At 75.8% G+C, this 26,713-nt stretch carries 21 protein-coding genes; 16 read left to right on the top strand and 5 right to left on the bottom strand.

What is annotated here, in order from left to right; genetic code table 11:
• Position 1 precedes the first annotated feature (1 nt).
• The 5 genes from ATL31_RS10155 (at position 2) to ATL31_RS10135 (ending at position 5,237) form a co-directional block, all read left to right on the top strand.
• Entirely contained in the window at positions 2-937 is a 936-nt protein-coding gene (locus tag ATL31_RS10155) for a lysylphosphatidylglycerol synthase domain-containing protein (protein ID WP_101395664.1), read from the top strand.
• Positions 934-1,740, top strand: a complete 807-nt coding sequence (locus ATL31_RS10150) for a class I SAM-dependent methyltransferase (RefSeq protein WP_211284006.1) — start codon at positions 934-936, stop codon at positions 1,738-1,740. Before ATL31_RS10155 ends, ATL31_RS10150 begins: the two co-directional genes overlap by 4 nt.
• The gene (locus ATL31_RS10145) at positions 1,737-2,675 is read left to right on the top strand and encodes a DNA-3-methyladenine glycosylase family protein (RefSeq protein WP_101395663.1); all 939 of its coding nucleotides are present in this window, start codon (positions 1,737-1,739) and stop codon (positions 2,673-2,675) included. The genes ATL31_RS10150 and ATL31_RS10145 overlap by 4 nt, the downstream gene beginning before the upstream one ends.
• Positions 2,676-2,805: 130 nt before the next feature.
• A complete protein-coding gene (locus ATL31_RS10140) occupies positions 2,806-4,254 on the top strand; it encodes an FG-GAP repeat domain-containing protein (protein WP_143598374.1) in 1,449 nt (482 codons plus the stop codon).
• Positions 4,251-5,237, top strand: a complete 987-nt coding sequence (locus tag ATL31_RS10135) for a hypothetical protein (RefSeq protein ID WP_101395661.1) — start codon at positions 4,251-4,253, stop codon at positions 5,235-5,237. The genes ATL31_RS10140 and ATL31_RS10135 overlap by 4 nt, the downstream gene beginning before the upstream one ends.
• 19 nt (positions 5,238-5,256) lie before the next feature.
• On the opposite strand, the gene ATL31_RS10130 is transcribed toward ATL31_RS10135, so the two are convergent.
• Entirely contained in the window at positions 5,257-6,390 is a 1,134-nt protein-coding gene (locus tag ATL31_RS10130) for a coenzyme F420-0:L-glutamate ligase (RefSeq protein ID WP_101395660.1), read from the bottom strand.
• Positions 6,387-7,361, bottom strand: coding sequence for a 2-phospho-L-lactate transferase (gene cofD / locus ATL31_RS10125; RefSeq protein ID WP_101395659.1), 975 nt, complete (start codon positions 7,359-7,361; stop codon positions 6,387-6,389). The genes ATL31_RS10130 and cofD overlap by 4 nt, the downstream gene beginning before the upstream one ends.
• 343 nt (positions 7,362-7,704) lie before the next feature.
• Here cofD and ATL31_RS10120 point away from each other — a divergent pair, with 343 nt between their 5' ends.
• The 3 genes from ATL31_RS10120 to ATL31_RS10110 are packed head-to-tail and all read left to right on the top strand — an operon-like array spanning position 7,705 to position 12,620.
• Positions 7,705-7,980: a WhiB family transcriptional regulator gene (locus ATL31_RS10120; RefSeq protein WP_101395658.1), complete on the top strand. Its 276-nt coding sequence runs from the start codon at positions 7,705-7,707 to the stop codon at positions 7,978-7,980.
• A gap of 30 nt (positions 7,981-8,010) precedes the next feature.
• Positions 8,011-11,136 (top strand): glycosyltransferase, encoded by a 3,126-nt coding sequence (locus ATL31_RS10115; RefSeq protein WP_101395657.1) that lies wholly within the window; start codon positions 8,011-8,013, stop codon positions 11,134-11,136.
• Positions 11,137-11,141: 5 nt separating this feature from the next.
• Positions 11,142-12,620 carry a DUF5719 family protein gene (locus tag ATL31_RS10110; RefSeq protein WP_101395656.1) on the top strand — a complete coding sequence of 493 codons (1,479 nt, stop codon included), beginning with the start codon at positions 11,142-11,144 and terminating at the stop codon, positions 12,618-12,620.
• 94 nt (positions 12,621-12,714) lie between these two features.
• Here the strand turns inward: ATL31_RS10110 and ATL31_RS10105 are convergent, their stop codons facing one another.
• A complete protein-coding gene (locus ATL31_RS10105; protein WP_245862236.1) occupies positions 12,715-13,131 on the bottom strand; it encodes a metallopeptidase family protein in 417 nt (138 codons plus the stop codon).
• 61 nt (positions 13,132-13,192) lie between these two features.
• Here ATL31_RS10105 and ATL31_RS10100 point away from each other — a divergent pair, with 61 nt between their 5' ends.
• Entirely contained in the window at positions 13,193-13,561 is a 369-nt protein-coding gene (locus ATL31_RS10100) for a DUF3499 domain-containing protein (RefSeq protein WP_211284005.1), read from the top strand.
• Positions 13,562-13,863: 302 nt separating this feature from the next.
• Positions 13,864-15,303 (top strand): phosphomannomutase/phosphoglucomutase, encoded by a 1,440-nt coding sequence (locus ATL31_RS10095; protein ID WP_101395655.1) that lies wholly within the window; start codon positions 13,864-13,866, stop codon positions 15,301-15,303.
• A gap of 1 nt (position 15,304) precedes the next feature.
• On the opposite strand, the gene ATL31_RS10090 is transcribed toward ATL31_RS10095, so the two are convergent.
• Positions 15,305-18,346, bottom strand: a complete 3,042-nt coding sequence (locus ATL31_RS10090; RefSeq protein WP_101395654.1) for an AfsR/SARP family transcriptional regulator — start codon at positions 18,344-18,346, stop codon at positions 15,305-15,307.
• A 168-nt stretch (positions 18,347-18,514) separates the two neighbouring features.
• On the opposite strand from ATL31_RS10090, the gene ATL31_RS10085 reads away from it, so the two are divergent.
• From ATL31_RS10085 to ATL31_RS16450, 3 genes are all read left to right on the top strand, one after another.
• Positions 18,515-18,721: a Trm112 family protein gene (locus ATL31_RS10085; RefSeq protein ID WP_055810997.1), complete on the top strand. Its 207-nt coding sequence runs from the start codon at positions 18,515-18,517 to the stop codon at positions 18,719-18,721.
• Between the two features lie 43 nt (positions 18,722-18,764).
• Positions 18,765-19,916, top strand: coding sequence for an SIS domain-containing protein (locus tag ATL31_RS10080; RefSeq protein ID WP_101395653.1), 1,152 nt, complete (start codon positions 18,765-18,767; stop codon positions 19,914-19,916).
• 176 nt (positions 19,917-20,092) lie between these two features.
• Complete coding sequence (locus tag ATL31_RS16450) at positions 20,093-21,670, top strand: HNH endonuclease signature motif containing protein (protein ID WP_158239834.1); 1,578 nt, start codon at positions 20,093-20,095, stop codon at positions 21,668-21,670.
• 66 nt (positions 21,671-21,736) lie between these two features.
• Here ATL31_RS16450 and ATL31_RS10070 read toward each other — a convergent pair whose 3' ends face one another.
• Complete coding sequence (locus ATL31_RS10070; protein WP_101395652.1) at positions 21,737-22,273, bottom strand: YbaK/EbsC family protein; 537 nt, start codon at positions 22,271-22,273, stop codon at positions 21,737-21,739.
• 41 nt (positions 22,274-22,314) lie between these two features.
• Here ATL31_RS10070 and ATL31_RS10065 point away from each other — a divergent pair, with 41 nt between their 5' ends.
• The 3 genes from ATL31_RS10065 (at position 22,315) to ATL31_RS10055 (ending at position 26,420) form a co-directional block, all read left to right on the top strand.
• Positions 22,315-23,367: a cation diffusion facilitator family transporter gene (locus ATL31_RS10065; protein ID WP_101395651.1), complete on the top strand. Its 1,053-nt coding sequence runs from the start codon at positions 22,315-22,317 to the stop codon at positions 23,365-23,367.
• Between the two features lie 156 nt (positions 23,368-23,523).
• A complete protein-coding gene (gene ahcY / locus ATL31_RS10060) occupies positions 23,524-24,975 on the top strand; it encodes an adenosylhomocysteinase (RefSeq protein WP_101395650.1) in 1,452 nt (483 codons plus the stop codon).
• A gap of 284 nt (positions 24,976-25,259) precedes the next feature.
• A complete protein-coding gene (locus tag ATL31_RS10055; RefSeq protein WP_101395649.1) occupies positions 25,260-26,420 on the top strand; it encodes a hypothetical protein in 1,161 nt (386 codons plus the stop codon).
• Positions 26,421-26,713 lie beyond the last annotated feature (293 nt).

Genomic DNA, 26,713 nt, shown 5'->3' with positions numbered 1-26,713 from the left:
CGTGACCCGCTCGCGCGTGGTGAACCTCGTCCGGCTGGGGCTGCTCGTCGTCATCCTGGGCGCCGTCGCCTGGGCGCTGGCCCGCAACTGGTCCGAGGTCTCCGGCGAGCTGGGGCGCCTCGCCTGGCCGGCGCTGCTGCTGGCGTTCGTCCTCACCGTGGGGGCGCCGCTGCTGACGCTGCTCGGCTGGCGCGTGCTCCTGGCCGAGCTCGGCAGCCCCGTGCCGCTGCCCGCGGCCGCCAGCATCTTCTTCGTCGGCCAGCTCGGCAAGTACGTGCCGGGGTCGGTGTGGACGGTGCTGGCCCAGGCCGAGATGGGGACGCGCCTGCGCATCCCGCGGCGGCGGATGGCGGTCGCGGGGCTGCTGTCCATCGGGCTGGCGGTGCTCTGTGGCAGCCTGCTCGGCGCCGTCGCGCTGCCCCGGCTGCTGGCGCGCGGCAGCTCGAGCGCCACCGCGTGGGTCGTGGTGGCGGCCGTCGTCATCGGGGCCGTGATGCTCTGGCCGCGCATCCTCAACGCCGTCGTCGCGCTCGGCCTGCGGATGCTGCGCCGCGAGCCCCTCGAGCACGAGCTGCACGGGCGGGCCGTGCTCGTCACCTGCGCCTGGTTCACCGCCGCGTGGGTGTCGACCGGGCTCGGGGTGGCCGTGCTGGTGCGGGCCCTGCAGCCCGGGGCCGGCGTGGCCGACCTGGCCATCGCGGCGGTCTGCGGCTTCGCCCTGGCCTCGGCCGCCGGGCAGTTCTCGATCATCGTGCCCGCCGGTGTCGGGGTGCGCGACGGCGTGCTGGGTCTGCTCCTGGTCACGTTCATGCCGCTGTCGGCCGCCACCGCCGTGGTCGTCGTGGCGCGCTTCCTGGCTGTCGTGGCCGACCTGCTGGTGGCCGGCGGCGGCTGGGCCTGGGGCCGTCGGCACCACCTCCTAGGATCAGAGGCGTGAGCGAGCCCCAGGACCGCGAGGAGCAGCTCGCCTACTCCGAGACCATGGCCAAGATGCTCGACGAGCAGGGGCGCCGCCAGAAGGCCGCCAAGATCGTCGCCGTCGTACAGCACGCCCTCGGGGTGCCGTCGCTGGCCGGGCTGCGCGCCGTCGACGTCGGCTGCTCGGCCGGGTTCATCGCCGACGAGCTCGCCCTGGCCGGGGCCACCACCAGCGGCGTCGACATCGACGAGCCGGGGCTGGCCAAGGCCCGCGCGCGCTTCGGCGAGCGGGTCGACTTCCGCCTGGCGCGCGGCGAGGACCTGCCCTTCGACGACGGCACCGTCGACGTCGCGGTGCTCAACCACATCTACGAGCACGTCGTCGACCCCGAGGCCGTCGTGGCCGACATCCACCGCGTGCTGCGCCCCGGTGGGCTGCTGTACCTCGGCATCGGGCACCGCTGGCAGGTCATCGAGCCGCACCACCGGCTGCCGTTCCTGTCGTGGCTGCCCCGGGCCGCGGCCGACCGGTACCTGAGGGCCGCCGGCAAGGGCGAGCACTACTACGAGCGCTACTACACCCCGGCCGGGCTGCGGCGCCTCTTCGCGGCCTACGACGTCTGGGACTACACCCTCCCGGTGCTGGCCGACCCCGGGGCCTTCGCGGCCGGCGACACCGTGCCGGCGTGGGCGGCCCGCATCCCCGAGCCGGCCCTGGCCGCCGCCCTGCCGCTGGTGCCCACGTACGTCTGGGCGGCCTTCAAGGGCGAGGCGCGCCCGGCCGGCCCACCCCTGAGGGTCGCGCCGCGCCACGTGGGGTGAGCCCGCTGCCGGCCGCCGAGCGCACGGTCCGGGCCTCGCGCCCGGTGCCGCTCGGGGCGCAGGTCTCGATCTTCCGCCGGGGCGCGGGCGACCCCACGAGCCGCCGTGACGACGCCGGGTGGTGGTTCGCCTGGCGCACCCCCGACGGCCCGGTCACGCTGCGGTTGACGGCGCCCGGCGGCGTCGGGCCCGAGGTCCTGGCGCAGGCGTGGGGGAGCGGGGCGGCCTGGATGCTCGAGCAGGTGCCGGCCCTGCTCGGCGAGCACGACGACCCTTCGGGCTTCGACGCCTCGCGGCATCCCCTCGTCGCCGAGGCGTGGCGCGTCCGGCCGCACTGGCGGGTGCCGCGCTCGGGGCTGGTCGTGCAGAACCTGGTGCCGTCGATCATCGAGCAGAAGGTCACCGGCAAGGAGGCCTTCGCGGGGTACCGCCGCCTGGTGCGGCGTTTCGGCGAGCCCGCGCCCGGGCCGGGGGAGGGCCTCGGGATGGCCGTGCCGCCGACGCCCGCGGGGTGGGCCGCGGTGCCGTCGTGGGAGTGGCTGGCGGCCGGGGTCGACCCGCAGCGCTCGCGCACGGTGGTGGCGGCGGTGCGCTACGCCGGGCGGCTCGAGGAGTGCGCCCGGCTGCCGCGCGACGCCGCGCACGCGCGCCTCACGGCGTTGCCCGGGGTGGGCCGCTGGACCTGGGCCGAGGTCGCCCAGCGCGCGCTCGGGCTGCCCGACGAGGTGAGCTTCGGCGACTACCACGTGGCCAAGGACATGACCTGGGCGCTCACCGGCACCCCGCAGGACGACGACGCGCTGGCCGAGCTGCTGGTGCCGTGGGCGGGGCACCGCTACCGGGTGCAGCGGCTGCTCGAGCTGGCCGGGCACCACCGGCCGCGCCGCGGCCCGCGGATGACGCTGCCCACGCACCTCCCGACCCGCGGCCGCTGACCCGGCGCGGGGGCGGGGCCTCGGCGTTCCGCAGGCGCCCGCGCGGGACGTGTTACGGTCTGCGGGCCTCCGGGGGTCGGAGGCGGGGAGGAACGCCGAACCGATGTCGACATCGTGGTCCGCACGCGCCGTGGCCGCCGTCCTGGTGGCCGTGAGCGCCGCGGTGTGGGCCGGCCCCGCACGGGGCGAGGTGGCGTCCGACACCCGCCCGGCCCCGGCGGTCCCCCTGCAGCGACCCGGGCCGGTCTTCCCCAAGCCGACGTCGCCGGAGTCCCCGAAGGCCCAGCGCTCCACCGGCAGCACGGTCCAGCGCGAGGGCACGGTGGCCCGGGTCACGCCGCCGGCGATCGACGCCACCTGTCCGGCAGGCCAGTTCGTCACCACCACCTACGCCGTCGAGGGCTTCGAGAGCGGCGACGTGCCGAACCCCGAGTACTCCGAGGGATGGACGGTCGGCGCCCCCGAGGACGGCGACGCACCGGAGGGGTCCAACGTCGCCATGACGACCGCCGCGCCCGAGGGCCGTACCGACAACGTCGTCAACCCTCTCTACTCGCCCGTCGACCCCGGTGGCCTCTTCGTCTCCCTCACCTACCGCGGCACCTTCGAGCCGGGCGAGGCCGGCCTCTTCATCAACGACGGTAGTGAGGCCCTGGCCCCCTCGGCCGAGTGGCGCACGATCGTCCGCGACGCCACCTCGGTCAACGCCTACGACCTCGTCGACGTCTACGTCGACCTCGTGACCGATGTCCCGGGGTCCACCAGCCACGTCGAGATCGACGACGTCCACGCCTACCGATGCGAGCCCGACCCGGTCTCCGGCGTCCGGGGCGACTGGACGGGCGACGGCCTGGTCGACCTCCTCGGCACCACCACCGGCGGCGACCTGTGGATGTACCCCGGGCGCGGCAACGGCCGTGTCTCCTCCGGCTCCCGGGCGGGGTCCGGCTGGGACGAGTACTCCTGGGTGGGCAGCCCGGGCGACGTGAGCGGCGACCGGCGCACCGACCTCGTGGCCCGCGACGAGGCCGGAGCCCTGTGGCTCTTCGCGGGGCAGGGGCGCGCCACCTTCGCCCCCCGGCGGCAGGTCGGGTCGGGGTGGCAGTCGATGACCGCCCTGGCCACGCCGGCCGACATGGACCTCGACGGCCAGGCCGAGCTGCTCGCCCGACGCTCCGACGGCACCCTGCACCTGTACTCGTTCACCCCGACGGGCGGCCTGCGGTACGACCGTCAGGTCGGCACCGGGTGGAACGGCATGGCGTGGATCATCGGGATGGGCGACCTCGACGGCGACCGCCGGGGCGACACGGTCGGCGTCAGCGCCCGCGACGGATGCCTCTACGCCTACCGGACCACGACGGCGGTCACCCTCGGGCGCTCGACCAAGGTCGGGTGCGGATGGCAGGGCATGACCTGGCTGACGTCACCGGGCGACCTCGACCGCGACGGCCTGGGCGACCTCTACGCGCGGCGGTCCGACGGCTCGCTCTGGTTCTACCGGGGCCGCGTCGGCGGCGGAGTGCGCAGCGGGGTCCAGGTCGGATCCGGCTGGAACGGGATGGAGACGATCACATGACCCGTACGAGCCCGCGCCACACGGCCCCGCGCCGCTCGGCGGCCGGCCGCCGGCGGCTGGCCGTCGTCCTCGGCCTCGCCGTGGCCCTGGTGCTGCAGACGGCCGTGGCCCAGGCCTACGTCGCCGTGGCCTACGCCCCGCGTGGCCTGGTGATGACCGAGCGCCCGTCCTGGAACCCCGGGGAGGTACGGGCCACCCTGTCGCTGACCCTCCAGGCGCACGAGGCCCGGCTCCTGCGGGCCGAGTCGAAGGCCTACCAGGGCACGCCCGACCGCAACGCGCTCGGCCAGAAGATCACCTGCGAGCGGCCGGACGGCACGATCGTCAAGGAGTCCTGGACCGGGACCAACCTCCTGGCCCGCGACGGCCTCAACCACGTGGTCAACCGGCTGCTCTTCGTCGCGCCGGAGGCGGGTACCTACCTGTGCCGGCTCCGCGTCTACGTCAACTCCCACTTCGCCGAGCCGGCCCGGGCCACGCTCTACAGCGGTTTCGTGGGCGACACCGCGGGCACCCTGACCACGCAGCGCCTGGGCGTCTCGCGGGTGGTCAACGGGTCGACGTTCTTCCCGGCCGGTGACGTGACCCGGCGCCGGGTCGTCCCGATCTTCCGCTACCTCCCGCCGCCGGGAACCACCACCGTCGACGCCCGCGCCGACATCTACATCACCAACTGCTACGGCAGCGGGGGTGCAGGGTGCCCCGTCCGCACGTTCCCGCGCAGCGGGTCCTCCACGTACGCCATCCGCGGCTTCCTGGTGCCGAGCAACCCGGCGTGCCCCACGGTCGCGACCGCGCGCTCGGTCAGGAGCTTCGACAGCCTCAAGCACCACGTCGGGCACGTCGTCGACATGTCTGCGACGATCCCGAGCGGCGTCGACTGCGGGTCCTGGAGCACCTACACCGAGGTCCAGTGGCTGGGGGGCCTGCCGTTCGTCGTGCAGCTGTACCCGTACTCGCAGTCCTCCATCATCGGGTCGTGACCGACGCGGGGCGGCCACCTCACGTCAGGCGGATGCTCACGGACCCCGCTGCGCGGGAGACGATCTCGACGGCGAGGTCCTCGGAGGCCGCTGCCACCTCACAGCGCACCACCAGCCGGCCGAGGTCGTAGTCGTCGGGCGCGGCCAGGGTGACCTCGGCCGCGCCCGCGCCGAGCGCGACGTCGGCCGAGCCCTCCTCGACCGCGCGCAGGGCCAGGGCCACGACCCGCCCGACGCGTACCCCGAGCTCCTCGGGCGCGACCGAGCGGAGCCCGACCTCGTCGGAGGCCGCCGACCCGGGCTCGACCCCCAGCACCGCCCGGAGCGTCTCGACCGGGCCGCGCGCGAACCAGTCGCCGGGGCCGGTGCGCACCAGCGCCCGCGCTCCGCCGGCGGCACCCGCACCCTGGCCCGCGCCGCCGCCCTCGCCCACGCCGTCGCCCGCACCCGTGAACCAGGCGCGGGGCAGCCCGCGCACCAGCGCCGCCGGCACGCCGTCGGCCTTGCCCTTCACGAGGTCGGCGGCGGCGGCCACCTCGTCGGCCACCGCGCGCGCGGTGACGGCCAGCTCGCGGCCGTCGGCGTCCACGCCGCCGCGCAGGTCGTCGAGCACCGCCAGCCCGGCCGCGCCCAGCGCGAAGTCGGTCTGCCCCGCCCGCCACGGCCGCCCGGCGGTGTCGGACAGCACGACCCCGACCGCGGCCTCCGGCCCCAGCCCGGCCGCGGCCAGCAGCACCGCCCGCAGGGCCAGCGCCTCGCCGTCGGGGTCCTCGGGCAGGAGCAGCACCGCCCCGGTCGGCCCGGTGTTCGAGGCGTCGACGCCGGCCGCCGCCATCACCGGCCCGGCCGTGGCCTCGACGACCCGGGTGGGGCCGCCCGACCCCTCGCGCTCGGCTACGACCCGCACCGTGTGTGCCGCGACCGCACCGGCCCGGTCGCCGGCCCAGGTGAGCCCCAGCGCCTTCGAGACCACCTTGCTCGACACCACCAGGCAGTCGCCGGGCGCCAGGTGCAGCCCGTCGGCCGCCAGGGCCGCCAGCAGCAGCGCGGGCAGGTCGGCCCCGGCGGTCACCTCGGGCAACCCGCGCAGCGGCCGCAGCTCGACGGCCGGGGACGCCGCGCCGGGCGACCCCTGGGGCGACGCCGCGCTCATGCCCGGGCGGGCTCGGCCAGGCGCAGCAGGTGTGCCGCGATGCCGGCGGTGGCCTCGACGTCGCTCATCAGCAGCGGCCCGTCGAACGCCTCGACCCGGGCCCGCGCCAGCCGCGTGCCGGCATCCGCCGGGTCGACCAGCCACGCGTCGAGGAAGTCCTCGTAGAGGCCACCCACGGCCTCGGCCGTCGACGGCACCCCGATGGCGGCCAGGCAGGCGTCGGCGTGCCCCCGCACCGGCCGGCCGGAGATCAGCGGCGAGACCCCGACGACGGGGGCGGTGGTCCCGCGCAGCGCGTCGCGCACGCCGGGGACGCCCAGCACGATGCCGATCGAGACGACCGGGTTGCTCGGCGGCAGCACCACGACGTCGGCCTGCCGGATGGCGTCGAGCACGCCCGGCGCCGGGCCCGCGGCATCCAGCCCGGCGACGACGAAGCGGGTGGCCGGCAGCGAGGCCTGGTGGCGGACCCACCACTCCTGGAAGTGGATGGCGCGCTCGCCGCCCTCGCCGTCGTCGACCACGACGTGGGTCTCGACCGGGGTGTCGGTCATCGGCAGCAGTCGGATGCCGCGCTCCGGCAGCTGCCAGCGCTGCGCCAGCCGCTCGGTGACCTGCGAGAGCGAAAGCCCCTGGCCGAGCCACTGCGAGCGGACGATGTGGGTGCCGAAGTCGCGGTCGCCGAGGGCGAACCACTGGGGGAGGGCGCCGTACGCGGCGAGCTCGCCCTGCACGGCGTGCGACTCGTCGGCCCGGCCCCAGCCCTGGCTCTCGTCGATGCCGCCACCCAGGGTGTAGAGCAGCGTGTCGAGGTCGGGGCAGACCCGCAGGCCGAAGAGGGTGATGTCGTCGCCGGTGTTCGCGATGACGGTGATCTCGGCGTCGCGGTGGCCCGTGGTGTCGAGGTGGTGCCGCAGCCCCCGCACGAACCGGGCACCGCCGACACCCCCCGCGAGAGCGGTGATGCGCATGGAGCGCAGTCTGTCAGCCCGGGGCGGCGGCGCGGCATCCGGGAGCGGGGGCGTCCGGTGGCCGGATGGCCGCCCGCCCGCACGGCCTCGGCACGTGCGGGGTTGTTGCGGTCGGATGCCGCGGCCGCCAGCCGCAGGTCCGCACGTGCGGAGTTGTTGCAGGTCGGCGCCGTCGCGCCGACCGGAGCCACCCCGACCGCCCCTACCACGGGCCGCCGACAGGAGAAAATCGAGCCAATAACACCAACCGGCTTGACGAGCGCGGCATGACACGCGTGTAATTCCATGCATGTACTCCGGAGGGACCGCCCGGAGCGCGAGGGTCGAGGGTCGAGGAGGACACATGCAAGAGCTGTACCTGGTCGAGGGACTGATCGGCGACGTCGAGCCGGAGGAGGGTGCTCTCTCCTGGCAGGAGCGCTCGCTGTGCGCGCAGACCGACCCCGAGGCGTTCTTCCCCGAGAAGGGCGGCTCCACCCGCGAGGCCAAGAAGGTCTGCGTCGGGTGCGAGGTCCGCTCCGAGTGCCTCGAGTACGCGCTGGCCAACGACGAGCGCTTCGGCATCTGGGGCGGCCTGTCCGAGCGCGAGCGCCGGAAGCTGAAGAAGCGCGCGGTCTGAGGGCTCGCCCTCCCCGCCGCGCACTCGCGTATGACCCTGGCTCCGACGCGCCCCGTCGCCAGCGCCCCCGGCCCCCTGGCCACGGCGCTGGCGCCGCACGTCACCGCCGTGGTGGTCAGCCGGCGCGACCCCACCGGCATCACCCCGGTCCTCGAGGCGGCCCTGGCGCAGACCCTCGCGCCCGACGAGATCGTCGTCGTCGACCGCACCTCCGGCGCCTCCCTCCCGGGTGACCTCCAGGAGGCCGACGACACCACCCTCGCGACCCTGGTCGCCGCCGTACGCGACCGCCACGGCATCCCGGTCACCGTGGTCGAGGCCGACGGCCGCGCCCCGGTGCGCACCGCGCTGCTGCGCGTCGTCACCGCGCACGCGCCCTCCGAGGACGCCGTCGACCTGGTGTGGTTCCTCCCGGCCGGAGCCGTCCCCGAACCCGACGCCCTGGTCCGCCTCGTCGACGCCTGGCGCCGCTCGCCGTCCACCGGCGTCCTCGGCCCCAAGCACGTCGACATCGACTCCCCGCACCGCCTGCGCGCCGTCTCCATCCGCACCACCCGCGGCGGCCGGCTGCTGCCCCGCCCCGTCCCGGGCGAGCCCGACCAGGGTCAGTACGACGCGCTCACCGACGTCCTCGCGGTCCCGCTCGCCGGCTCGCTCGTCGAGCGCGACCTGCTCCTCGGGCTGCGCGGCTGGGAGAGCAGCTTCGGCGACGTCGCCGCCGACCTCGACCTCGGCTGGCGGGCCCAGCTCAGCGGGCGCCGCGTGGTCGTGGTGCCCTCGTCGCGGGTGCGCTCCGGCCCGGGCGTCGCCGTCGCCACCGCCACCAACGGCGCACGCCGCCGGGCCGCCCGGCGCGTGGCCCTCGCCCGCGCCCCGTGGTGGCAGGCCCCCTTCCTCACGCTCTGGATCGCGGTCACCTCGGTCGTGGCCGCCGTCGGGCTCCTGCTGCTGAAGCGCCCGCGCGCGGCCGCCGCCGAGCTCGGCGCCCTCGCCTCGCTCGACCCCGTGCGCGGCCTCCGGGCCCGCTGGCGCACCCGGCACCGCCCGGTGGTGCGCCGCCACGACCTCGGGATGCTGTTCGAGGCGCGCCGCTCGGTCCTCACCGGATGGGGCGACAGCGTCCACCACGCCCTGGTGCCGCCGCAGGCGCCCATCGGCGACCAGGCGGCCGACCTCAACCCGCGCTCCTGGTTCGTCAAGGTCGTCCGCCACCCGGGCATCGTCGCCGTGCTCCTCGCGCTGGCCGTCACCGTCGCCGCCGGCCGCTCCCTCGGGCTCGGCGTCGTCACCGGCATCGGCCGTGGGCTCAGCGGCGGTGAGCTGGTCGGCTCGCGCGCCGACGCCGGCGCCCTGTGGCACGCCTGGCGCGACGGCTGGTCGGGCTCCGGGCTCGGCGGCCCCGACGCCGCGGGCCCGCACAGCGTCCTCCTCGCGGGCCCCGCGTGGGTCGTCGACCACCTGCCGTTGCTGCCCGCGCCGACGTCGCCCGGCGGTCTCGTCGTCGCGCTGCTGGTGCTGCTCGCGATGCCGCTGGCCGCGGCCTCGGCCTACCTGGGGCTGCGGGTCGTGGCCGCCCGCCGCTGGGTCCGCACCCTCGGCGCTGTCGCCTGGGCCTGCTCCGGGCCGGGCGCCGCCGCCGTCGCCCAGGGGCGCCTCGGCGCGGTCGTCGCCCTGCTGCTGCTCCCGGCCGCCGCCGCCGGGCTCTGGCTGGTCGCGGCCCGCCGCTCCACCGCCACCAGCGCCTTCGCCACCGCGCTCGGCGTCACCGTGCTGGGCACCTTCGCGCCCGTGCTCGCCGCGCTCGCCGTCGTGCTCGCTCTCGTGCTGGCGCTGGTCCGCCGCCGGGCCCGGGTGCACGCGCTCGTCGTCGCGCTCGTCCCGGCCGCCGTGCTGGCGCCGTGGCTCCTGCACGACGGCCCGGCCGGATGGCCCGCGCTCGTCGCCGGTGTGGGCCTCGCTCAGTGGGGTGGCAGCGCACCGGCCCCGTGGCGCCTCGCGCTGCTCGACACCGGGGGCACCGGCGCCCCGGTGGTCTGGTCGATGCTGCCGCTCGTCGTCGTCGGGGTGGCCGGCCTCGTGCGCGGCCGGCGCTGGCGCGGCGCCCCGGCCACCCTGGCCGTCCTCCTGCCGGTGCTGCTGGCCCTGGCCCTGGTGGCCCCGCGGGTCCGCCTCGGCACCGTGCCCTCCGGCGTCGAGGGGGCCGGGCAGGCCATCACGCCGTGGGCGGGCACGCTGCTGCTGCCGGTCGTCCTCGTGCTCGTGCTCTCCGCCGCGCACGCCCTCGACGCCCTCCCCGTCGTCGCGCGTGGCCGGGCCCGGACCGTCGCGCTGCGGGTGGCGGCCGGGCTCGCCGTCGTGGCCGTCGCCGCCACCGCCGGGGGAGTGGTCGTGGGCACTCTCGGCACGTCCCTCAGCGCCTGGCGCGACCCGCGCCCGGCGGTCGCGGTCGACCAGGCCCAGGGCGCCTTCGCCACCCGGGCCCTCTTCGTCGTCCCCGGTGACGCCGGCGCCGCCTACCGCTTCGTCGGCCGCGAGGACGCCGACCTCGTGCGGCCCTTCCCGCGTCCCTCCCGGGCAGGGGGCGCCGTGGCCGGCTCGGTCACCCGGCTCCTCGGCGCCGCCCCCGGCAGCGCCTCGCTCATCAGCTCCGCCGCCACCGACCTCCTCGCCGTGCGCGGCGACCAGGTGCCCGAGGTGGTGCGCCGCCTCGACGCCACGGAGGGCCTGCAGAGCATCTCGCCCCGCGACGGCTGGCGGCTGTGGCGCCTCAGCCCGGTCGGCGAGGGCACCGACTCGCTCGTCGCACCACCGCGGCTGCGGATGGAGACGCCCACCGAGTCGCTGCTGGTCGAGACCGATGGCGCCCACGCGGCCACCGACACCACCATCGACGCCCCCGCCGGCAGCACGCTGGTCGTGGCCGAGCCCGCCGGCTGGGCCCGGGAGGCCGTGGTCGCGGTCGACGACGTGCCGCTGCGGGCGGTCGCCGGTGCCGCCACGCCCACCTACGCGCTGCCGCCCGGTCCGGGCCGGCTGACGATCTCGCTGGTCGACCCCGACCGCTGGTGGCACCTGGGGCAGGGCCTCGCCCTGGCCGTGCTGTGCTTCCTCGCCGTGCCCTTCGGCCGCCGCGAGACCCGGGTGGGCCCGCGATGAGCCGGATGACGACGCGCCTGGCCACCCTGCGCCCCGCCGTCCCCGGCGCGGTCCGCGTGGTCGTCGGGGCCGGTGCGGCGGCGGCACTGGTGTGGGGCGCCACGACGGTGCCGCTCGGTCTCGACCTGGCCGCGGCCAGCGGCGTCCGGCAGGCCCCGGTGGCCGGCACCAGCCTGGCCACCAGCATCGACGCCATGTGCCCCGGCACCGAGCTCAGCGGCATCCCGGGGGTCCCCGACGTCGCGGTCGGCGGCACCGTGCTGGCCGCCTCCGGCCCCGCCGACCTCCTGCCGGTCCCGGCCACCGGTCGGGGCGCCGCCGGCCTGCGCGCCGGCGGCAAGGCGATCGGGGCCCTGCCGGCCCGCCGCCCCGCCACGGTGGCGGCCCCGCTGCCCGCCACCGGCCCCGTGGCGCTGACCGCGCAGGGTTCGCTCGCCCCGGCCGTCACCGCCACCCAGGAATGGGTGCGCACCGCCCCCGACCTGCGCGGCCTGGTCACCGCCCCGTGCCGCACCGCCGGCTCCGACCTGTGGCTGCTCGGCGGTGGCGACGGCCCCGGCCGCCAGGAGCGGCTGGTGCTGCTCAACCCCGGCGGCAACCCCGTCACCGCCGACGTCACCGTGCACGGCGCTGCCGGCCCGGTGGCCCCCGCGCGCACCGAGACGGTCCCGCCGGGCGGTCGCACGACCCTCCTGCTCGACGCCGTGGCCGGGGCCGAGAAGAGCCCCGCCGTGCACGTCGTCGCCGACGGCGGCGGGCTCCAGGCCACGCTCACCGACACCTGGGTCGTCGGCAGCACCGCGCTCGGCGCCGACACCACCGTGCCCACCGCCGATCCCTCCACCGTGCAGGTCGTGCCGGCCGCGTTCCTCGGCGCCCGCTCCACCCTGCGCGTCGTGGCCCCCGGAGACGAGGAGGCCGTGGCCAGCGTCACCCTCCTGGGCAAGGGCGGCACCGTGGCCACCACCGCCGACACCGTCCTCACCGTGCCCGCCGGCGGGGTGGGCGAGCTCGTCCTGCCGGCCGTCACGCCCGACACCTACGCCGTCGTCGTCCGCTCCGACGTCCCGGTCGCGGTGTCGGTGCTCACCCGCACCGGCGCCGCCAAGGGCCCCGGTGACATCGCGTGGTCGCCCTCGAGCGACCCGCTGCCCGAGGTGGCCGGGATGGCGTTGCCGGCCACGCCCACCGTCACGCGCTCGCTGCGGCTGGTCAGCACCGGCGGGGCCTCGAGCGCCACCGTCACGCTGGTCGTCGACGGCGAGGAGCGCACCCGGTCGGTCGACCTGCTCTCCGAGCGCGGGGCGGCCGTCGACCTCGCGGGCGCCAGTGCCGTGTGGGTCCGCCGCACGTCGGGCTCGGGCGCCCTGCGAGCGGGTGTCGTCTCCGTGGCGGGCACCGACGTCGCCCGCGGGCTGTCGGTCGTGCCGCTGGCGCCGGTGGCGGTCACGTCGCCGGTGAGCCGGGCCTTCCCCCTGCCCTGAGCCGGCACGTGCGGGGTCGTGGCGGTCGGGATGCCGCGTCGCGGGCCACAACCCGGCACGTGCGGGGTCGTGGCGCCCGCAGCGGGGGCCGCCCTCAGGCCTCGGGGTCGATGTCCGGGTCGAGCTCGTGCGCCGGCACGCCGAGCAGCGCGGCCACCTGCTCCGTCACCACCTCGCGCACGATGTCGGCGAGGTCGGCCTCGTCCTGGGCCCGCGCCTCCACCGGCCGCCGGTAGACGACGACGTGGTCGACGCGCGTGGCGTCGGCCCGCAGCAGCCGGCCCAGCGGCGAGATCTGCTCCTCCCACGGCGCGGGGTCGGTGGGCGGCACATCCTGCACCGCGAACTCCGTTGCCGCGTAGCGATTCCCGAGATGCGGGCGCAGCTTGTCGGCGGCATCCAACACGAGGTCGTCGAAGCGGGTGCGCCGCGTCGTCATGGCCGGCACCGCCGGCCAGGCCAGCGGCCCCCGGGGCCCCCGCCCGTGGCGGTCTCGGCGTCGCGCGGTCACCCCGCCGATGCTACGGCGTGGCGGCGACCGGAGGGCTCGAGGTCGGTTTAGGGTCGTTCGCGTGAACCTGTCGCGCAAGTGCACCAAGACCGGCTGTCGGCAGCCGGCGGTGGCGACCCTCACCTACGCGTACTCCGACCGCGCGGCCGTCCTCGGCCCGCTGGCCACGTACGCCGAGCCGCACACCTACGACCTGTGCGCCGACCACGCCACCCGCCTCACCGTGCCGAACGGGTGGGAGGTCATGCGCCTCGCCACCGAGTACCCCGAGCCCGAGCCGTCGACCGACGACCTGCTGGCCCTGGCCGATGCCGTCCGTGAGGCCGGCCGTCCCCGGCGCGCCGCCACCCCCGCGCCGGCCGAGCCCGTCGGCGGCGAGATCGCCCGCCGCGGCCACCTGCGGATGCTGCGCGGCAGCGCCGAGGCCTGAGCGATCGCTGAAAGTCTCTTTACCCTTTCTTGACCTTTGCCTGCGGTTGGTCAGCGCCTTCCCTACCCTGGTGCTGCGGGCGAGTGCCCGTGGTCTCGCAGGATGCAGGGGGTCTCTCATGTGCACATGCCAGGGTCCGGTTCGCCGTTGTCGTGAGTGTCGCCGGGCGGTCACGCCCCGCTGGGTGCCGGTGGGTCCGCTCGCCGTCGAGCCGCCGCCGCCCCCGCTCCCCGAGAACTCGCGCACCTGAGGCCCGGCCGGCCCGACGTGCCGCGCGCGCCCATCCACTATCGTCGCCGCACGTGAGCCACCGTTCCCTCGCCGCCCTCGTCAAGGCCTACGACGTCCGCGGCACCGTGCCCGACCAGCTCGACGCCGAGGTCGCCCGCGCGCTCGGGGCCGCCTTCGCCGAGGTCGTCCTCGCCCCCGACGAGGCGCCCGGCTGCGTCATCGGGCACGACATGCGCGAGTCGGGCCCGGCCCTGGTCGAGGCCTTCTCCGACGGCGTGCGCAGCCGCGGGCGCGACGTCACCCTCATCGGGCTGTGCAGCACCGACGGGCTCTACTACGCCAGTGGCTCGCTCGACCGGCCGGGCGCGATGTTCACCGCCAGCCACAACCCGGCCGCCTACAACGGCATCAAGCTCTGCCGCGCCGGGGCCCGCCCGGTGGGGGAGGACAGCGGCCTGGCCGACGTGCGCGTCCTGGCCGAGCGCATCCTCGACGGCGAGGTCGCCGATCCCGGCGGCCCCACCGGCACCCTCGACGAGCGCGACCTGCTCACCGACTACGCCGCCTTCCTGCGCGGGCTCGTCGACCTCTCGGGCATCCGCCCCCTGACGGTCGTGGTCGACGCCGGCAACGGGATGGGGGGCTTCACCGTGCCGGCCGTCCTCGGCACCGGCGCCGGGCTGCCGGCCCTGCCCCTGACCGTCGAGCCGCTCTACTTCGAGCTCGACGGCACCTTCCCGAACCACGAGGCCAACCCGCTCGAGCCCGACAACCTGCGCGACCTGCAGGCCGCGGTGCGCGCCCACGGCGCCGACCTCGGGCTGGCCTTCGACGGCGACGCCGACCGCTGCTTCGTGGTCGACGAGCGCGGCGAGCCGGTCAGCCCCAGTGCCATCACCGGCCTCATCGCCCGCCGGGAGGTCGCCCGCGCGGTCGCCGGCGGGGCCGATGCCGCCGACGTCGCGGTCGTGCACAACGTCATCACCTCGGCCCAGGTGCCCGAGGTCATCGCCGCCACCGGGGCCCGCGCCGTGCGCACGCGCGTCGGCCACTCGTTCATCAAGGGCGAGATGGCCCGTCACGGAGCCGTGTTCGGCGGCGAGCACAGCGCCCACTACTACTTCCGCGACTTCTGGTACGCCGACACCGGGATGCTGGCCGCCCTGCACGTGCTGGCCGCGCTCGGCGAGCAGGGTGCCCCGCTGAGCGAGGTCATGGCCGACCTCAGCCGCTACGCCGCGTCCGGCGAGGTCAACTCGACCGTGGCCGACGCCCCGGCCGCCACCGAGCGGGTGCTGGCGTGGGCGCAGGAGCAGGGCGTCACCGTCGACCGGCTCGACGGCCTCACCCTGACCCACGCAGGCGGCGACGGCGACGACGACCCGATGTGGTGGCTGAACCTGCGCGCCTCCAACACCGAGCCCCTGCTGCGGCTCAACGTCGAGGCCGCGGACGCCGCGACGATGGCGCGGGTGCGCGACACCGCGCTGGGCCTCGTGCGCCGAGGCTGAGTCAGGCGGGCCCGGGGCTGCGCCGCTGCGGGCCCGAGCGGGTGTCGTGCGCCCGCCGCAGCGCGGCCTGCTCGAGGCGCAGTGCCTCGCTGGCGCCCACCGTCTCGCCGCGGGCGTCCAGGCTGGCCGCGAGCATCTGGAAGCCGAACGCCGCGCTCAAGGGGCGGTCGAGCGCGGTGAACTCCTCGATGGCCCGCCGGAAGTCGCCCTCGGCCTCCTCGTGCCGGCCCAGGGCGAGCAGCACCCGCCCGCGGGTGCGCCGGGCCCGGGCCGCCAGGAACGCGTCGTGCGACGCCGTGGCGCGCTCCAGGGCGCGGCCGGCCTCGTCGAGCGAGTCCTGCATGCGACCCGCCGCCAGGCTGACCTCGGCGCGGGCGTCGAGCGCGTACGAGTACATGTGCACCGCCCCGATGCCGTCGAGCAGCTCGAGCGCCTCGTCGACCAGCAGCGTGGCCGCCCCGAGCTCACCGGTGCGGCGCCGCGCCCGGGACAGCTCGAGGGTGGCCAGCGCGTAGGCGACGGTGCGCGGCGAGGCGCTGAGGATCTCGCGGGCCCGGGTGAACTCCAGCGCGCCCTCGGGGACCTCGTCGTAGTCGTTGTGCAGCGTGCCGCGGGCGATGGCGGCCCAGGCGGCCAGGTGCAGGTCGCCGGTGCGGGCGATGGCGACCTCGGCCGTCACGACCGCCGACTCGGCCTCGGCGCGCCGCCCCAGCGACGTCGACGCGAAGGCGCTGACCAGCGACGCCGCCGCGGCCGCCGCGTGCGCCCCCAGCAGCAGCAGGCGGGGCCGGGCGGACTCGGCCAGCTCGCGTGCCTCCCGCGACGCCGAGCGACGGTCCTGCAGCAGCCAGGCGCGGCAGAGGGTGAGGTACGCGGCGCCGAGGCGGTTGTCGTCGTCGGCACCCACCAGGGCCGCGGCCACCTCCTTCTCGGCCTCGAACCACGCGTGCAGGTCGGTGGAGGCGTCGATGCCGAGCGCACTGTCGACGAGGAGCCGCCACGACAGGTCGGGCCGGGTGCCGGCCAGCTCGCGGGCGGCGGCGACGAAGAGCGGTGTCTCGGTGCGGAAGAAGTGCCGTGAGCGGCGCCGGATGCGCGGCGTGGGGTCGAGCGCGGACACCGCCGCCGGCAGGGGTGGGGCCGGCACGAAGCGGTAGGGGCGGTCGACCAGGAAGGCCTCGGCCCGCGCGACCGCGGCCTCGGCGATGGCGGCGACCTCGCCCGCGCTGGCGGGGTCGGGGGTGCCCCCCTCGCCCGGGTCCCTGCGGGCCCGGGCCGCCACGTGGGCCCGCACCAGCCCGTGCAGGCGGAACTGGGTGTCGTGGTCCTCGCGCACCACCGGCTCGACCAGCCCGGCCTCCACGATGGCGTCGAGGGCGGCCTCGCCGGCGCCGCGCTCGCCCAGCACCGCGCCGGCCACCCAGCCGCTGAAGGTGTCGACCGGCAGGTGCGCCACGGCCTCCACCACCCGGCGGGCGTCCTCGCCGAGCCCCTCGAGCAGCTGGTCGAGGCTGTCGCGCAGCACCGCGATCTCGTCGGTGCCGAGGCCCGGCCCGGCGGGCCCGAGCCGGTCGACGAGGTCGTCCAGGCGCAGGTCGGGGCGCTGGGCCAGCCGGCCGGCCACCAGGCGCAGGGCCAGCGGGATGCGGCCCGTCAGTCGCAGCACGTCGGCGGCGGCCTCCGGCTCCTCGGCCACCCGCTCGCGGCCGACCAGGGCCTCGAGCAACCGGTGGGCGGGCTCCTCGGGGAGGCTGTGCACCCGCACCCGGTGCGTCACCGCCAGGCCGCTCATCGCACGCCGCGAGGTGACCATCCCCATCGACCCGGCCGCGGTGGGCAGCAGGTCGGCGAGCCCGCAGGTGCTGCTGTCGTCGTGCGGGGTCGTGCACGCCACGTTGTCGAGGACCACCAGCACGCGCCGCCCGTCGAGCAGCGAGCGGTAGAGCCCGGCCCGCGCCATCGGGTCGGCCGGCACGGCCTCGGGATGGATGCCGAGCAGCGGCAGGAACGCGCTGATGACCCGGTCGACCGCGACGCCGGCGGGGCTGTTGGCACCGTCGTGGTGCAGCGTGCCGTCGGGGAAGGCCTCGCGCAGCCGGTGCCCGGCCTCGAGCGCCAGCGCCGACTTGCCGGAGCCCGGCAGGCCGGTGAGCGCCACCAGCACCGCGTCGTGCTCGACCCCACGGGCGGCCTCGGCCACCGCCGCGAGCTCGGCCTCGCGCCCGACGAACGACGCCGGCCGGCGGGGGAGGATGCGCGGCACCGGGAGGGCCAGCACCGCGGGGGAGGGGGACCCCGCCGCGGAGGGCTGGACCGCCGAGCGCCGCTCGAGCACCAGCCGCTGGGCCTCCTGCAGCTGCTCCGACGGCCGCACCCCGAGCTCGGTGTCGAGCCGCTCGCGCGCGTCCTGGAACACCTGGAGCGCCCGCTTCTGCCGGCCCCCCTCGGCCAGCGCCAGCATGTACAGCGCCACGAACCCCTCGTGGTACGGATGCCGCGCCGCCAGCGCGTCGAGCTCGGCGACCAGCCCCTCGTGGGCCCCCGCGCGCAGGGCGGCCTCGTGTCGCTCCTCGAGCACCGAGAGCCGCTCCTGGAGCAGCCGCCCGCGCTCGACCTCGACGGCCGCGCTGCGGGGCGCCCCCTGCAACGGGTCGTGGCCGAAGACCGCCAGGGCGCCGTCGTAGTGCGCCAGCGCGACCCCGGGCCGGGCGGCGCGCTCGGCCCGGGCGCGGGCGACCTCCTCGGTCCAGCCGTCGAGGTCGACCTCGAGCGTGTCGGCCAGCCGGTAGCCGCGCCCGTCGGTGACGACGACCGCCCCCGCGTCGCCGACCTTGCGCCGGATGCCGGAGACCAGCGACTGCACCCGGTTGCGCACCGAGCTGGGCGGGTCGTTGTCCCACAGCCACTCGGCGAGGGAGTCGACGCCCACCTGGCCGCGCAGGGCGGCCAGCGCGAGCAGGCCGTGCTCGAGCTCGGTGAGGGCGACGGGGCCGCGGGGGGTACGGAGGTGCACCCGGCCGAGGATCTCCAGCCTCACCGCCATCAGCCCTTCCGTCCGCGTCTCCCCCCACCGACCCTAAGGACCGATCTGGTCCCTTACAACACGAACGGCCGGGGAGGTCTCCCCGGTCGTCCACCCCGTGTGCGAGGATCGGGGCGCGTCGACCGCCCCGCCCGAGCCCGCCGCTCGCGCCCCGCCCGAGAGGACCTCATGAGCCAGCCCGCCGCGCCCGCCTCGCCCCTCGAGCCGTGGCTGCGCGAGATCCTCCGGTGCCCCGCGTGCCGCAGCGAGCTGCGCGACGACACCGGCCCCACCGGGCCCGAGCTCGTGTGCACCTCGAGCACCTGCGGTCTCGCCTACCGCTACGACGAGGGCGTCCCCGTCCTCCTCGTCGACGAGGCGCGTCGCCCGGCCTGACCCCGCCCGGCACCGCCGGGCCCCGACCCCTGGAGGTGGGCCCATGCCGTGGGTCGACGAACGCCGGATGGACGACCTCGACCGCATCGCCGCGCTCGACTCGCGCGGCAGCCTGCGGGCGCTCGCGGGCGCCGGCGCCCAGGTGCGCCGGGGGCTGGTGGCGGCCGACGACGCCGGCATCGGCCGCGTCGCAGGCGGGGAGCGGCCGCGCGCCGTCGTGGTCGCCGCCCTCGGTGGCTCGGCGGTGGTCGGCGACGTCCTGGGGGTGCTGGCCGAGGCCGGCTCGCCGGTACCCGTCACCGTCCGCCACGACGCGCCCCTGCCCGGATGGGTCGGGCCGCTCGACCTCGTCATCGCCGTCTCGCAGTCGGGCCGCGCCGCGGGCCCGCTCGCGCTCGCGGCCGAGGCCGCCCGGCGCGGCGCCTCGCTGCTCACCGTCGGGGCGGCCGGCTCGCCGCTGGCCGACGTCGCCGCCCGGGCCCGCGGCATCCACGTCGAGGTCGCGCTGCCGGCGCCGTCGTCGCGCACGGCCCTGTGGTCGCTGCTGACCCCCGTGCTGCTGGCCGCCGACGTCCTCGGCATCGCCGACGCCCCGGCCGTGGTGCTCGAGAAGGTCGCCGACGTCCTCGACGCCGTGGCCGAGGAGTGCCGCCCGTCGTCCGAGTCCTTCGTCAACCCGGCCAAGATGCTGGCCACGGGGCTCGACGCCACGGTGCCGATGGTGCTGGGCGACGGCGCGCTCTCGGGCGTGGCCGCCTGCCGGCTGGCCCAGATGCTCTCGCTCACCGCCCGCGTCCCGGCCACCCACGGGGTGCTGCCGGATGCCGCCTCCACGGTGGTCGCGACCCTCGACGGCCCCTTCGGCAGCGGGATGGGCGACCACCGCGAGGACGGCCGCGACATCTTCGCCGACCCCTACCTCGACGGCCCCGAGGTGCCGCGGCTGGGGCTGGTCGCCCTGCGCGACCCGGGCATCGACGCCGCCGGCAGCCACCTGGTCGAGGCGGTGCTGGCGTCCGCTCGCGAGGCCGGGGCGGTCGTCCTCGAGCACCGGGCCCGCGAGGGGCATCCGGTCGAGCGGCTGGCGTCGCTCATCGGCACCACCGACTTCGCGGCCACCTACCTCGCGCTCGGGCTGGGCCTCGACCCGTCGGTCTCGCGGCACGTCACCGACCTGCGCGACCGCACCTCGTGACCCCACCCGGCCCGGCAGGTCACGTCGGGTACGGCTCGGCCGACCCCTCGTGACGGGCTTCGATCCCCCCACATATTAGTTCGAAAATCGCTGTCCCGCAACGCTTCACGAGCCTGTGGAGAGTTGTCGGCAGCCCCCGGCTCGGGTAGGATCGAGCGTGAGGGGAGGGGGAGTCGATGACCAGCACGACCACAGCGGCGGGCTCCGGGGCCGCCGTCGTCACGGCCGCCGAGCAGGCCGTGCAGGCCCTCGTCGCCTCCGTCTCCAGGGGGCCCGGCACCCGCTCCCGTGACGAGTGGCTCGCGCTCGTGGGCACCTGTCAGACCCTCTCCAACTCCCTCGCCGCGGCTCAGGACGCCGCTCTGGTGCAGGTCGCGCGCCGCGAGCAGGTTTGGGCCGACGACGGCACCCTCGGCGAGCAGGCGCACGCCCCGGGCCGGGTCGCCCTCGACGCCGCCGACCTCGCCGCCCCTGTCCTCGGCTGCTCCCACGCCCAGGCCGAGCGCCACCTGCTGGCAGCGGTGCGGCTGGCGGCCGGGGCCGAGCCCGCCGAGGTCGACGACCGCGGCCCGGTGCAGGCCACCGGACTCGACGGCCTGCACACGGCGATGGCCGACGGCCGGCTCGACGCCTACCGAGCCGGGGTCGTGGCGTTCGAGCTCGAAACAGCACCCGCCGGGGTCGCCGAGGCCGTGGTCGCCGCCCTCGAGCCGCACCTCGTCGCCGCCGACGCCGCAGCGCTGCGCCGCCGCACGCGCCGCATCCTGGCCCGGGTCAGCCCCGACCTGCTGCGGCAGCGGGCCGTTCGCGCCCGCGCCGCCACCGGCCTGCGGCGATGGGCGAGCGAGCCGGGCGTCGACACCTGGATGGGCACCTTCCCGTCCGAGCAGTCCGCCGCGGCGTGGGCGGCCGTCGACCGCCTCGCCCACGACTACGTGCGCGACGGCCGGTGCACCACCGTCGAGCAGGCCCGCGGCCAGGCCCTCACCGACCTGGTCTGCGCGAACGCCACGGTCGACGTCCGGGTGGTCCTCGCCGTCCCGTCCGGTACGCCGGTGGTCGCGGAGCCGCCGGCCGGCGGCACCGCCGATGACCTCGTGCTGGTGCAGGGCGCGCGCCCGTCCGAGCCGATGCTCGTCGCCCGCGGCTGGCTGGCCTCCCACGTCGACCCCGCCGCCGCGCCGGTCGCCTGCCACCCCACCACCGGCGCCCGCCTCGACGCCACCGGTGACCTCACCGGGGGCGCCTACCGGCCCGGCCGCGCGCTCGCCGCCTTCGTCCGGGCCCGCGACGGGCGCTGTCGCTTCCCCGGGTGTGCGGTGGCGGCGCGCTTCTGCGACCTCGACCACGTGCGGCCCTGGCCGTCCGGTCCCACGGCTGCACGCAACCTCCTCACCCTCTGCCGCCGTCATCACCGCATCAAGCAGTCACCCGGGTGGAGCGTGCGGCTCGCCCCCGACGGCACCGCTCGGTGGACCGACCCCACCGGCCGCATCCGCACCACCGAGCCCCTCGACGCGCTCGAGACCCTCGTCCTGGGTGCCGACCGCCCGGCGGCCCCCGCGCCCCGGCCGGCACCGACCTCCCGCCCCGAGTGGAGCGCCCTGGAGACCGCCCTCGAGCACCGGCTCGAGCAGCACGAGCTCGCCCGTGCCGTCGCGCGCCGCTGCGTCGTCACCCCCGAGCTCGAACGCCGGATGGCCGCGCATCGCCGCCGTTCCCGCGCGCCGGCCACCGACCCACCCCCGTTCTGAGGCCCGACCGAGGCAACGACCGTGACCACCTCCCGGTCGCTCGACGGCGAGCCCGGACGTCCGGCGTCAGCCGGCGGGTGCCGCCAGCGTGAGCTGCTCGGCGCCGGGCAGGGTCAGCAGGTCGGCGCCGGTGCAGAGCACCTTCGAGCCGCGGATGCCGCTGCCCACCACCACCTCGCCGGCCGCCACCACGGCGTCGTCGACCAGCACCGGCCAGTCGTCGGGCAGGCCGATCGGCGTGATGCCCCCGAACTCCATCCCGGTCAGGCCCACGGCCTCGTCGTGCGGTGCGAACGAGATCTTGCGTGCCCCCAGATGCTTGCGCACCACGCCGTTGATGTCGGCGCGGTGCGTGGCCAGCACCATCACGGCGGCGTAGGTGGTCACCCCGGCCCGCTTGGCCGCCACCACCACGCAGTTGGCGCTGGCGCCGAGGTCGACGTCGTAGGCCTCGCACAGCGCGGCCGTGTCGGCCAGCGTCGGGTCGATGGTGGTGACGAGCGCCCCGGGGATGCTCGCCACGGCCTGCGCGACCGGCGGCGCGAGCAGCTCGGGGTGGTCGGCGGCCAGGGTCCAGTCGAGGGTTCCGCGCGTGCTCGGCATCCCCCGACGCTAACCCACGCCCCGGTCCCTAGGATCGGCCCATGGCGAGCGACACGGCACAGGACGAGCAGCAGGGCGCCGGCCACTCCGGTGGCAAGGCGGCGGTCCTCGCGGCCCTGCTGGCCAACCTCGGCGTCGCCATCACCAAGTTCATCGCGTTCCTGCTCACGGGCTTCTCGTCGATGCTGGCCGAGGCCATCCACTCCTTCGCGGACACCGGCAACCAGGTCCTGCTGCTGGTGGGCAGCAAGCGCGCCAGCCGCGAGGCCACCCTCGAGCACCCTTTCGGCTTCGGGCAGCAGCGCTACGTCTACTCGTTCCTCGTCGCGATCATGCTGTTCGTGCTCGGTGGGCTCTTCGCCCTCTACGAGGCGTACGAGAAGGTCAAGGAGTCGCTCGCCGAGGACAGCTACGACCCGTTCGCCTCGCAGTGGTGGTGGGTGCCGCTGGCGGTCCTGCTGGTGGCGATGGTCCTCGAGGGGTTCAGCCTGCGCACCGCGGTGCGCGAGTCGAACCGCATCCGCCGCGGCCGCTCGTGGCTGCGCTTCATCCGCACCACCAAGTCGCCCGAGCTGCCCGTGGTGCTGCTCGAGGACTTCGGCGCCATCATCGGCCTGACCTTCGCCCTCGCCGGCGTCGGCCTCACGCTGGTCACGGCGAACCCGATCTTCGACGGTCTCGGCTCCGGCGCCATCGGCGTGCTGCTGGTCGTGCTGGCGGCCTTCCTCGCGGTCGAGATGGGCTCGCTGCTGGTGGGGGAGGCCGCGTCCTTGCCGGTGCGCCAGAAGATCCTCGAGGCGCTCCAGTCGCCCGAGGGGGTCGACCGCGTCATCAACAGCCGCACCATGCACCTGGGCCCCGACGAGGTGCTGGTCGCGGCCAAGCTGGCCGTGGGCGAGACCGACAGCGCGGCCGAGGTGGTCGCGTCGATCAACGAGGCCGAGCGGGCCGCTCGTGCCGCCGCGCCCGACCTGCGCCTGGTCATCTTCCTCGAACCCGACGTCGACACCGCCCCCGGCAGCCCCAGTGTCGACGGCCCGGGCCCGGAGGTCGCGGCGCGCGAGTCGGCCATCGAGGACGCCTCCCGCGGCTGAGCGAGCCTCGACACCCGCGGCCGCGAGTTCGCCCCGGGCCCCGCCCCTCCGGTATTCTGGTGGGCGCACACCGGCCTGGGCGATGACCCTCGCATCACGCGGCCCAGATGGGCAACGCCGGTCAACTCGATCGCACGATCTCCAAGGAGCTCACGCATGTCCGTTGACCACAAGGTCCGCGACCTCGGCCTCGCCGAGTCCGGTCGCCACCAGATCCGCCTCGCCGAGCACGAGATGCCCGGCCTGATGTCGCTGCGCGCCGAGTTCGGCGCCAGCCAGCCCCTCAAGGGCGCCCGCATCGCCGGGTCGCTGCACATGACCGTGCAGACCGCCGTCCTCATCGAGACGCTCACCGCGCTCGGTGCCGAGGTCCGCTGGGCCTCCTGCAACATCTACTCCACCCAGGACGAGGCCGCCGCGGCCATCGTCGTGGGCCCGAACGGCACCCCCGAGGACCCCCAGGGCGTGCCGGTCTTCGCCTGGAAGGGCGAGACCCTCGAGGAGTACTGGGACTGCACCGAGCAGATCCTCACCTGGCCGGGCGGCGCCCAGGCCAACATGATCCTCGACGACGGCGGCGACGCCACGATGCTCGTGCACAAGGGCAAGGAGTGGGAGGCCGCCGGCCAGGTGCCCCCCACCACCGAGGACGACACCGAGGAGTTCGGCGTCTTCAAGGCGCTGGTCCGGCGCACCATGAGCCAGGACCCGCAGAAGTGGACCAAGGTCGCCGCCGAGATCAAGGGCGTCACCGAGGAGACCACCACCGGCGTGCACCGCCTCTACCAGCTGGCCGAGGCCGGCGAGCTGCTCTTCCCGGCGATCAACGTCAACGACTCGGTCACCAAGAGCAAGTTCGACAACAAGTACGGCTGCCGCCACTCGCTCATCGACGGTCTCAACCGCGCCACCGACGTCCTCATCGGCGGCAAGGTCGCGGTCGTGGCCGGCTACGGCGACGTGGGCAAGGGCTGCGCCGAGTCGCTGCGCGGCCAGGGCGCCCGCGTCATCGTCACCGAGATCGACCCGATCTGCGCGCTGCAGGCCGCGATGGACGGCTACCAGGTCGCGAAGCTCGAGAGCGTCGTCGACAAGGCCGACATCATCGTCACCTCCACCGGCTGCTTCAACGTCGTCACCGCCGACCACATGCAGCAGATGAAGAACAAGGCGATCCTCGCCAACATCGGCCACTTCGACAACGAGATCGACATGGCCGGCCTCGCGAAGGTCCCCGGCATCCAGAAGCAGGAGATCAAGCCGCAGGTGCACGAGTGGACCTTCGAGGACGGTGACTCCATCATCGTCCTGTCCGAAGGCCGCCTGATGAACCTGGGCAACGCCACCGGCCACCCCAGCTTCGTGATGTCGAACTCGTTCTCCAACCAGACGATCGCCCAGATCGAGCTGTTCGGGAAGACCGACGAGTACTTCACCGAGGACGGCAAGCCGCAGGTCAAGACCCTCCCGAAGCACCTCGACGAGAAGGTCGCCGAGCTGCACCTGGAGGCCCTCGGGGTCGAGCTCACCGAGCTCACCAAGGAGCAGGCCGAGTACCTCGGCGTCGACGTCGCCGGCCCGTACAAGCCGGAGCACTACCGCTACTGACGAGCGCCGTCAGCCCGCCTGACGCCCGCTGAGCCGGTGGGTCGCCGTGTGCGACCTACCGGCTCCGTCGTGCTCGGACGCCTCACTGGCCTCAGAGGCCTCGCTGGTCCCGACTTCTCGCTGAACATGTAGTCCGGATGCCGCCACGGTCCTACCGTCTGACGTAACTCGTCGCAGGGGCGGGGGCAACGGCAGGGGTTGCCTTGAGGACCGGTCATATCCATGACCGGGGTGTGTGGCATTTCGAGGCGTCGACGCGACTCCTCGACCGCCCGCATCCCGGGATGCGCGATGCGCGCACGCGGGTCGCACCGACCCCCACACCTGGCCGGGCGCCGTCGCGCGCCCGCCGCTGGCTGACGCCCCGCCCGGGGATCGGGCTCTCCCTCGGCGTCTTCCTGGCGCTCCAGGCCGTCGCTGCCGTCTCGTTCGCGCGCATCGACGGCGCCTGGCCCAACGGCCGGCTCAACTGGGACGGCGACCACTTCCTGACCCTCGCCACCAGCGGGTACCCCGCGGCCACGCCCGGGATGCCCGTCACCGACCTCCAGCGTTTCGCGTTCTACCCGCTCTACCCGCTGCTGGTGCGGCTGGTCAGCGGTGGAGGACGCGACGAGGTGCTGGTCGTGGCCCCCGTGCTGAGCCTGGCCTTGGCTGCTCTCGGGTTCCTCCTGGCGGGTAACTGGATGAGTGAGCGGTTCGGACCGGCCGGTCCGGTGGCACTGCTGGTCGGGCTGGCGGCCTGGCCCACGTTCCCCGTACTGCAGATGGGCTACACCGAGGGGCTCGCGATGCTGCTCCTGGTCGTGGCGCTGCGTTCTCTGGACGAGCGGCACTACCGGCTCTTCGCCGTGGCCGTCGTGCTGGTCGGGCTCACCCGGCCCCTCGCGGCCCCGCTCGCGGTCGTAGCGCTGGCCCATCTCGTGGCGCGGTACCGAGAGGGAGCGAGCCGGCACGAGCTGGTGACTCCGGCTGCCGTGGTGGCGACGGCGGGGGCCGCGACCTTCCTGTGGCCCGTGACCGTGGGCCTGATCACCGCGCGTCCGTTGGTCTACTTCGAGGCGATGCGCAGCTTTCGAGCCGAGGGGAGCCCGGCGACGTTCCTGGTCGCCGGGCTCGAGACGCCGTGGCTGGGGGCGATCCTGCTCTGCGGCCTCGGACTCGGAGTGTGGTTGGCGCTCCGCTTCCTGCCGCCCGGTACGCCGACGACGCTGCGGGTGTGGCTGCTGGTCTACCCGGCGTACCTGATGTCCGTCTCGGTGATCAGCAGCTCGCCGCTGCGGTACCTGATGCTCGCCTTCCCGTTCGCGCTGGCCCTGGTGTCGCTGCTGCGCCGGCCGGCGGTCCGGATGGCCGTGCTGCTGGTCGTGGTGCCGTTGTCGGTGGCGCTCTCGAGCTCGTGGGTCCAGACGTTCGTCCCGGCCACCTCCGGCCTTCTGCCGTAATTGGCGGCGATACCGGCGTGAGGTGGTGGTATTGCCCAAGCTGCGCGTCGGTCGGGAGATCCCTGGCCTCGGACGGAGACTCCTGAGACCACGCCGTCCGAGAAGTCTCAACGCTGGCCGCCTACTGTGCCGCTTCGTCCCGCACTTCGTGTCCGAGGTCGCCCACCGCGTTCGGGCTTCGAGCACGATGGGGAAGCTCGCGCCAGGCGTCCTCTTGAACCACTAGAGGTCCGTCGCGTTCGCGTGCCTCCGTGCCCGACGTCCGGGATTGTGCAGGGGCGTGTGGCTGGCGA

It is taken from the genome of Phycicoccus duodecadis, from assembly GCF_002846495.1.
Classification (GTDB): Bacteria; Actinomycetota; Actinomycetes; order Actinomycetales; family Dermatophilaceae; genus Phycicoccus; species Phycicoccus duodecadis.
This window is presented reverse-complemented; position numbering and strand designations above follow the sequence as displayed.

Coding starts and splice junctions, on each gene's coding strand:
- ahcY (WP_101395650.1), top strand. CDS start 23,524: ATGTCCGTTGACCACAAGGTCCGCGACCTCGGCCTCGCCGAGTCCGGT.
- ATL31_RS10130 (WP_101395660.1), bottom strand. CDS start 6,390: ATGAGCGCGGCGTCGCCCCAGGGGTCGCCCGGCGCGGCGTCCCCGGCC.
- ATL31_RS10080 (WP_101395653.1), top strand. CDS start 18,765: ATGCCGTGGGTCGACGAACGCCGGATGGACGACCTCGACCGCATCGCC.
- ATL31_RS16450 (WP_158239834.1), top strand. CDS start 20,093: ATGACCAGCACGACCACAGCGGCGGGCTCCGGGGCCGCCGTCGTCACG.
- ATL31_RS10110 (WP_101395656.1), top strand. CDS start 11,142: ATGACGACGCGCCTGGCCACCCTGCGCCCCGCCGTCCCCGGCGCGGTC.
- ATL31_RS10090 (WP_101395654.1), bottom strand. CDS start 18,346: ATGGCGGTGAGGCTGGAGATCCTCGGCCGGGTGCACCTCCGTACCCCC.
- ATL31_RS10135 (WP_101395661.1), top strand. CDS start 4,251: ATGACCCGTACGAGCCCGCGCCACACGGCCCCGCGCCGCTCGGCGGCC.
- ATL31_RS10115 (WP_101395657.1), top strand. CDS start 8,011: ATGACCCTGGCTCCGACGCGCCCCGTCGCCAGCGCCCCCGGCCCCCTG.
- ATL31_RS10070 (WP_101395652.1), bottom strand. CDS start 22,273: ATGCCGAGCACGCGCGGAACCCTCGACTGGACCCTGGCCGCCGACCAC.
- ATL31_RS10120 (WP_101395658.1), top strand. CDS start 7,705: ATGCAAGAGCTGTACCTGGTCGAGGGACTGATCGGCGACGTCGAGCCG.
- cofD (WP_101395659.1), bottom strand. CDS start 7,361: ATGCGCATCACCGCTCTCGCGGGGGGTGTCGGCGGTGCCCGGTTCGTG.
- ATL31_RS10085 (WP_055810997.1), top strand. CDS start 18,515: ATGAGCCAGCCCGCCGCGCCCGCCTCGCCCCTCGAGCCGTGGCTGCGC.
- ATL31_RS10065 (WP_101395651.1), top strand. CDS start 22,315: ATGGCGAGCGACACGGCACAGGACGAGCAGCAGGGCGCCGGCCACTCC.
- ATL31_RS10055 (WP_101395649.1), top strand. CDS start 25,260: ATGCGCGATGCGCGCACGCGGGTCGCACCGACCCCCACACCTGGCCGG.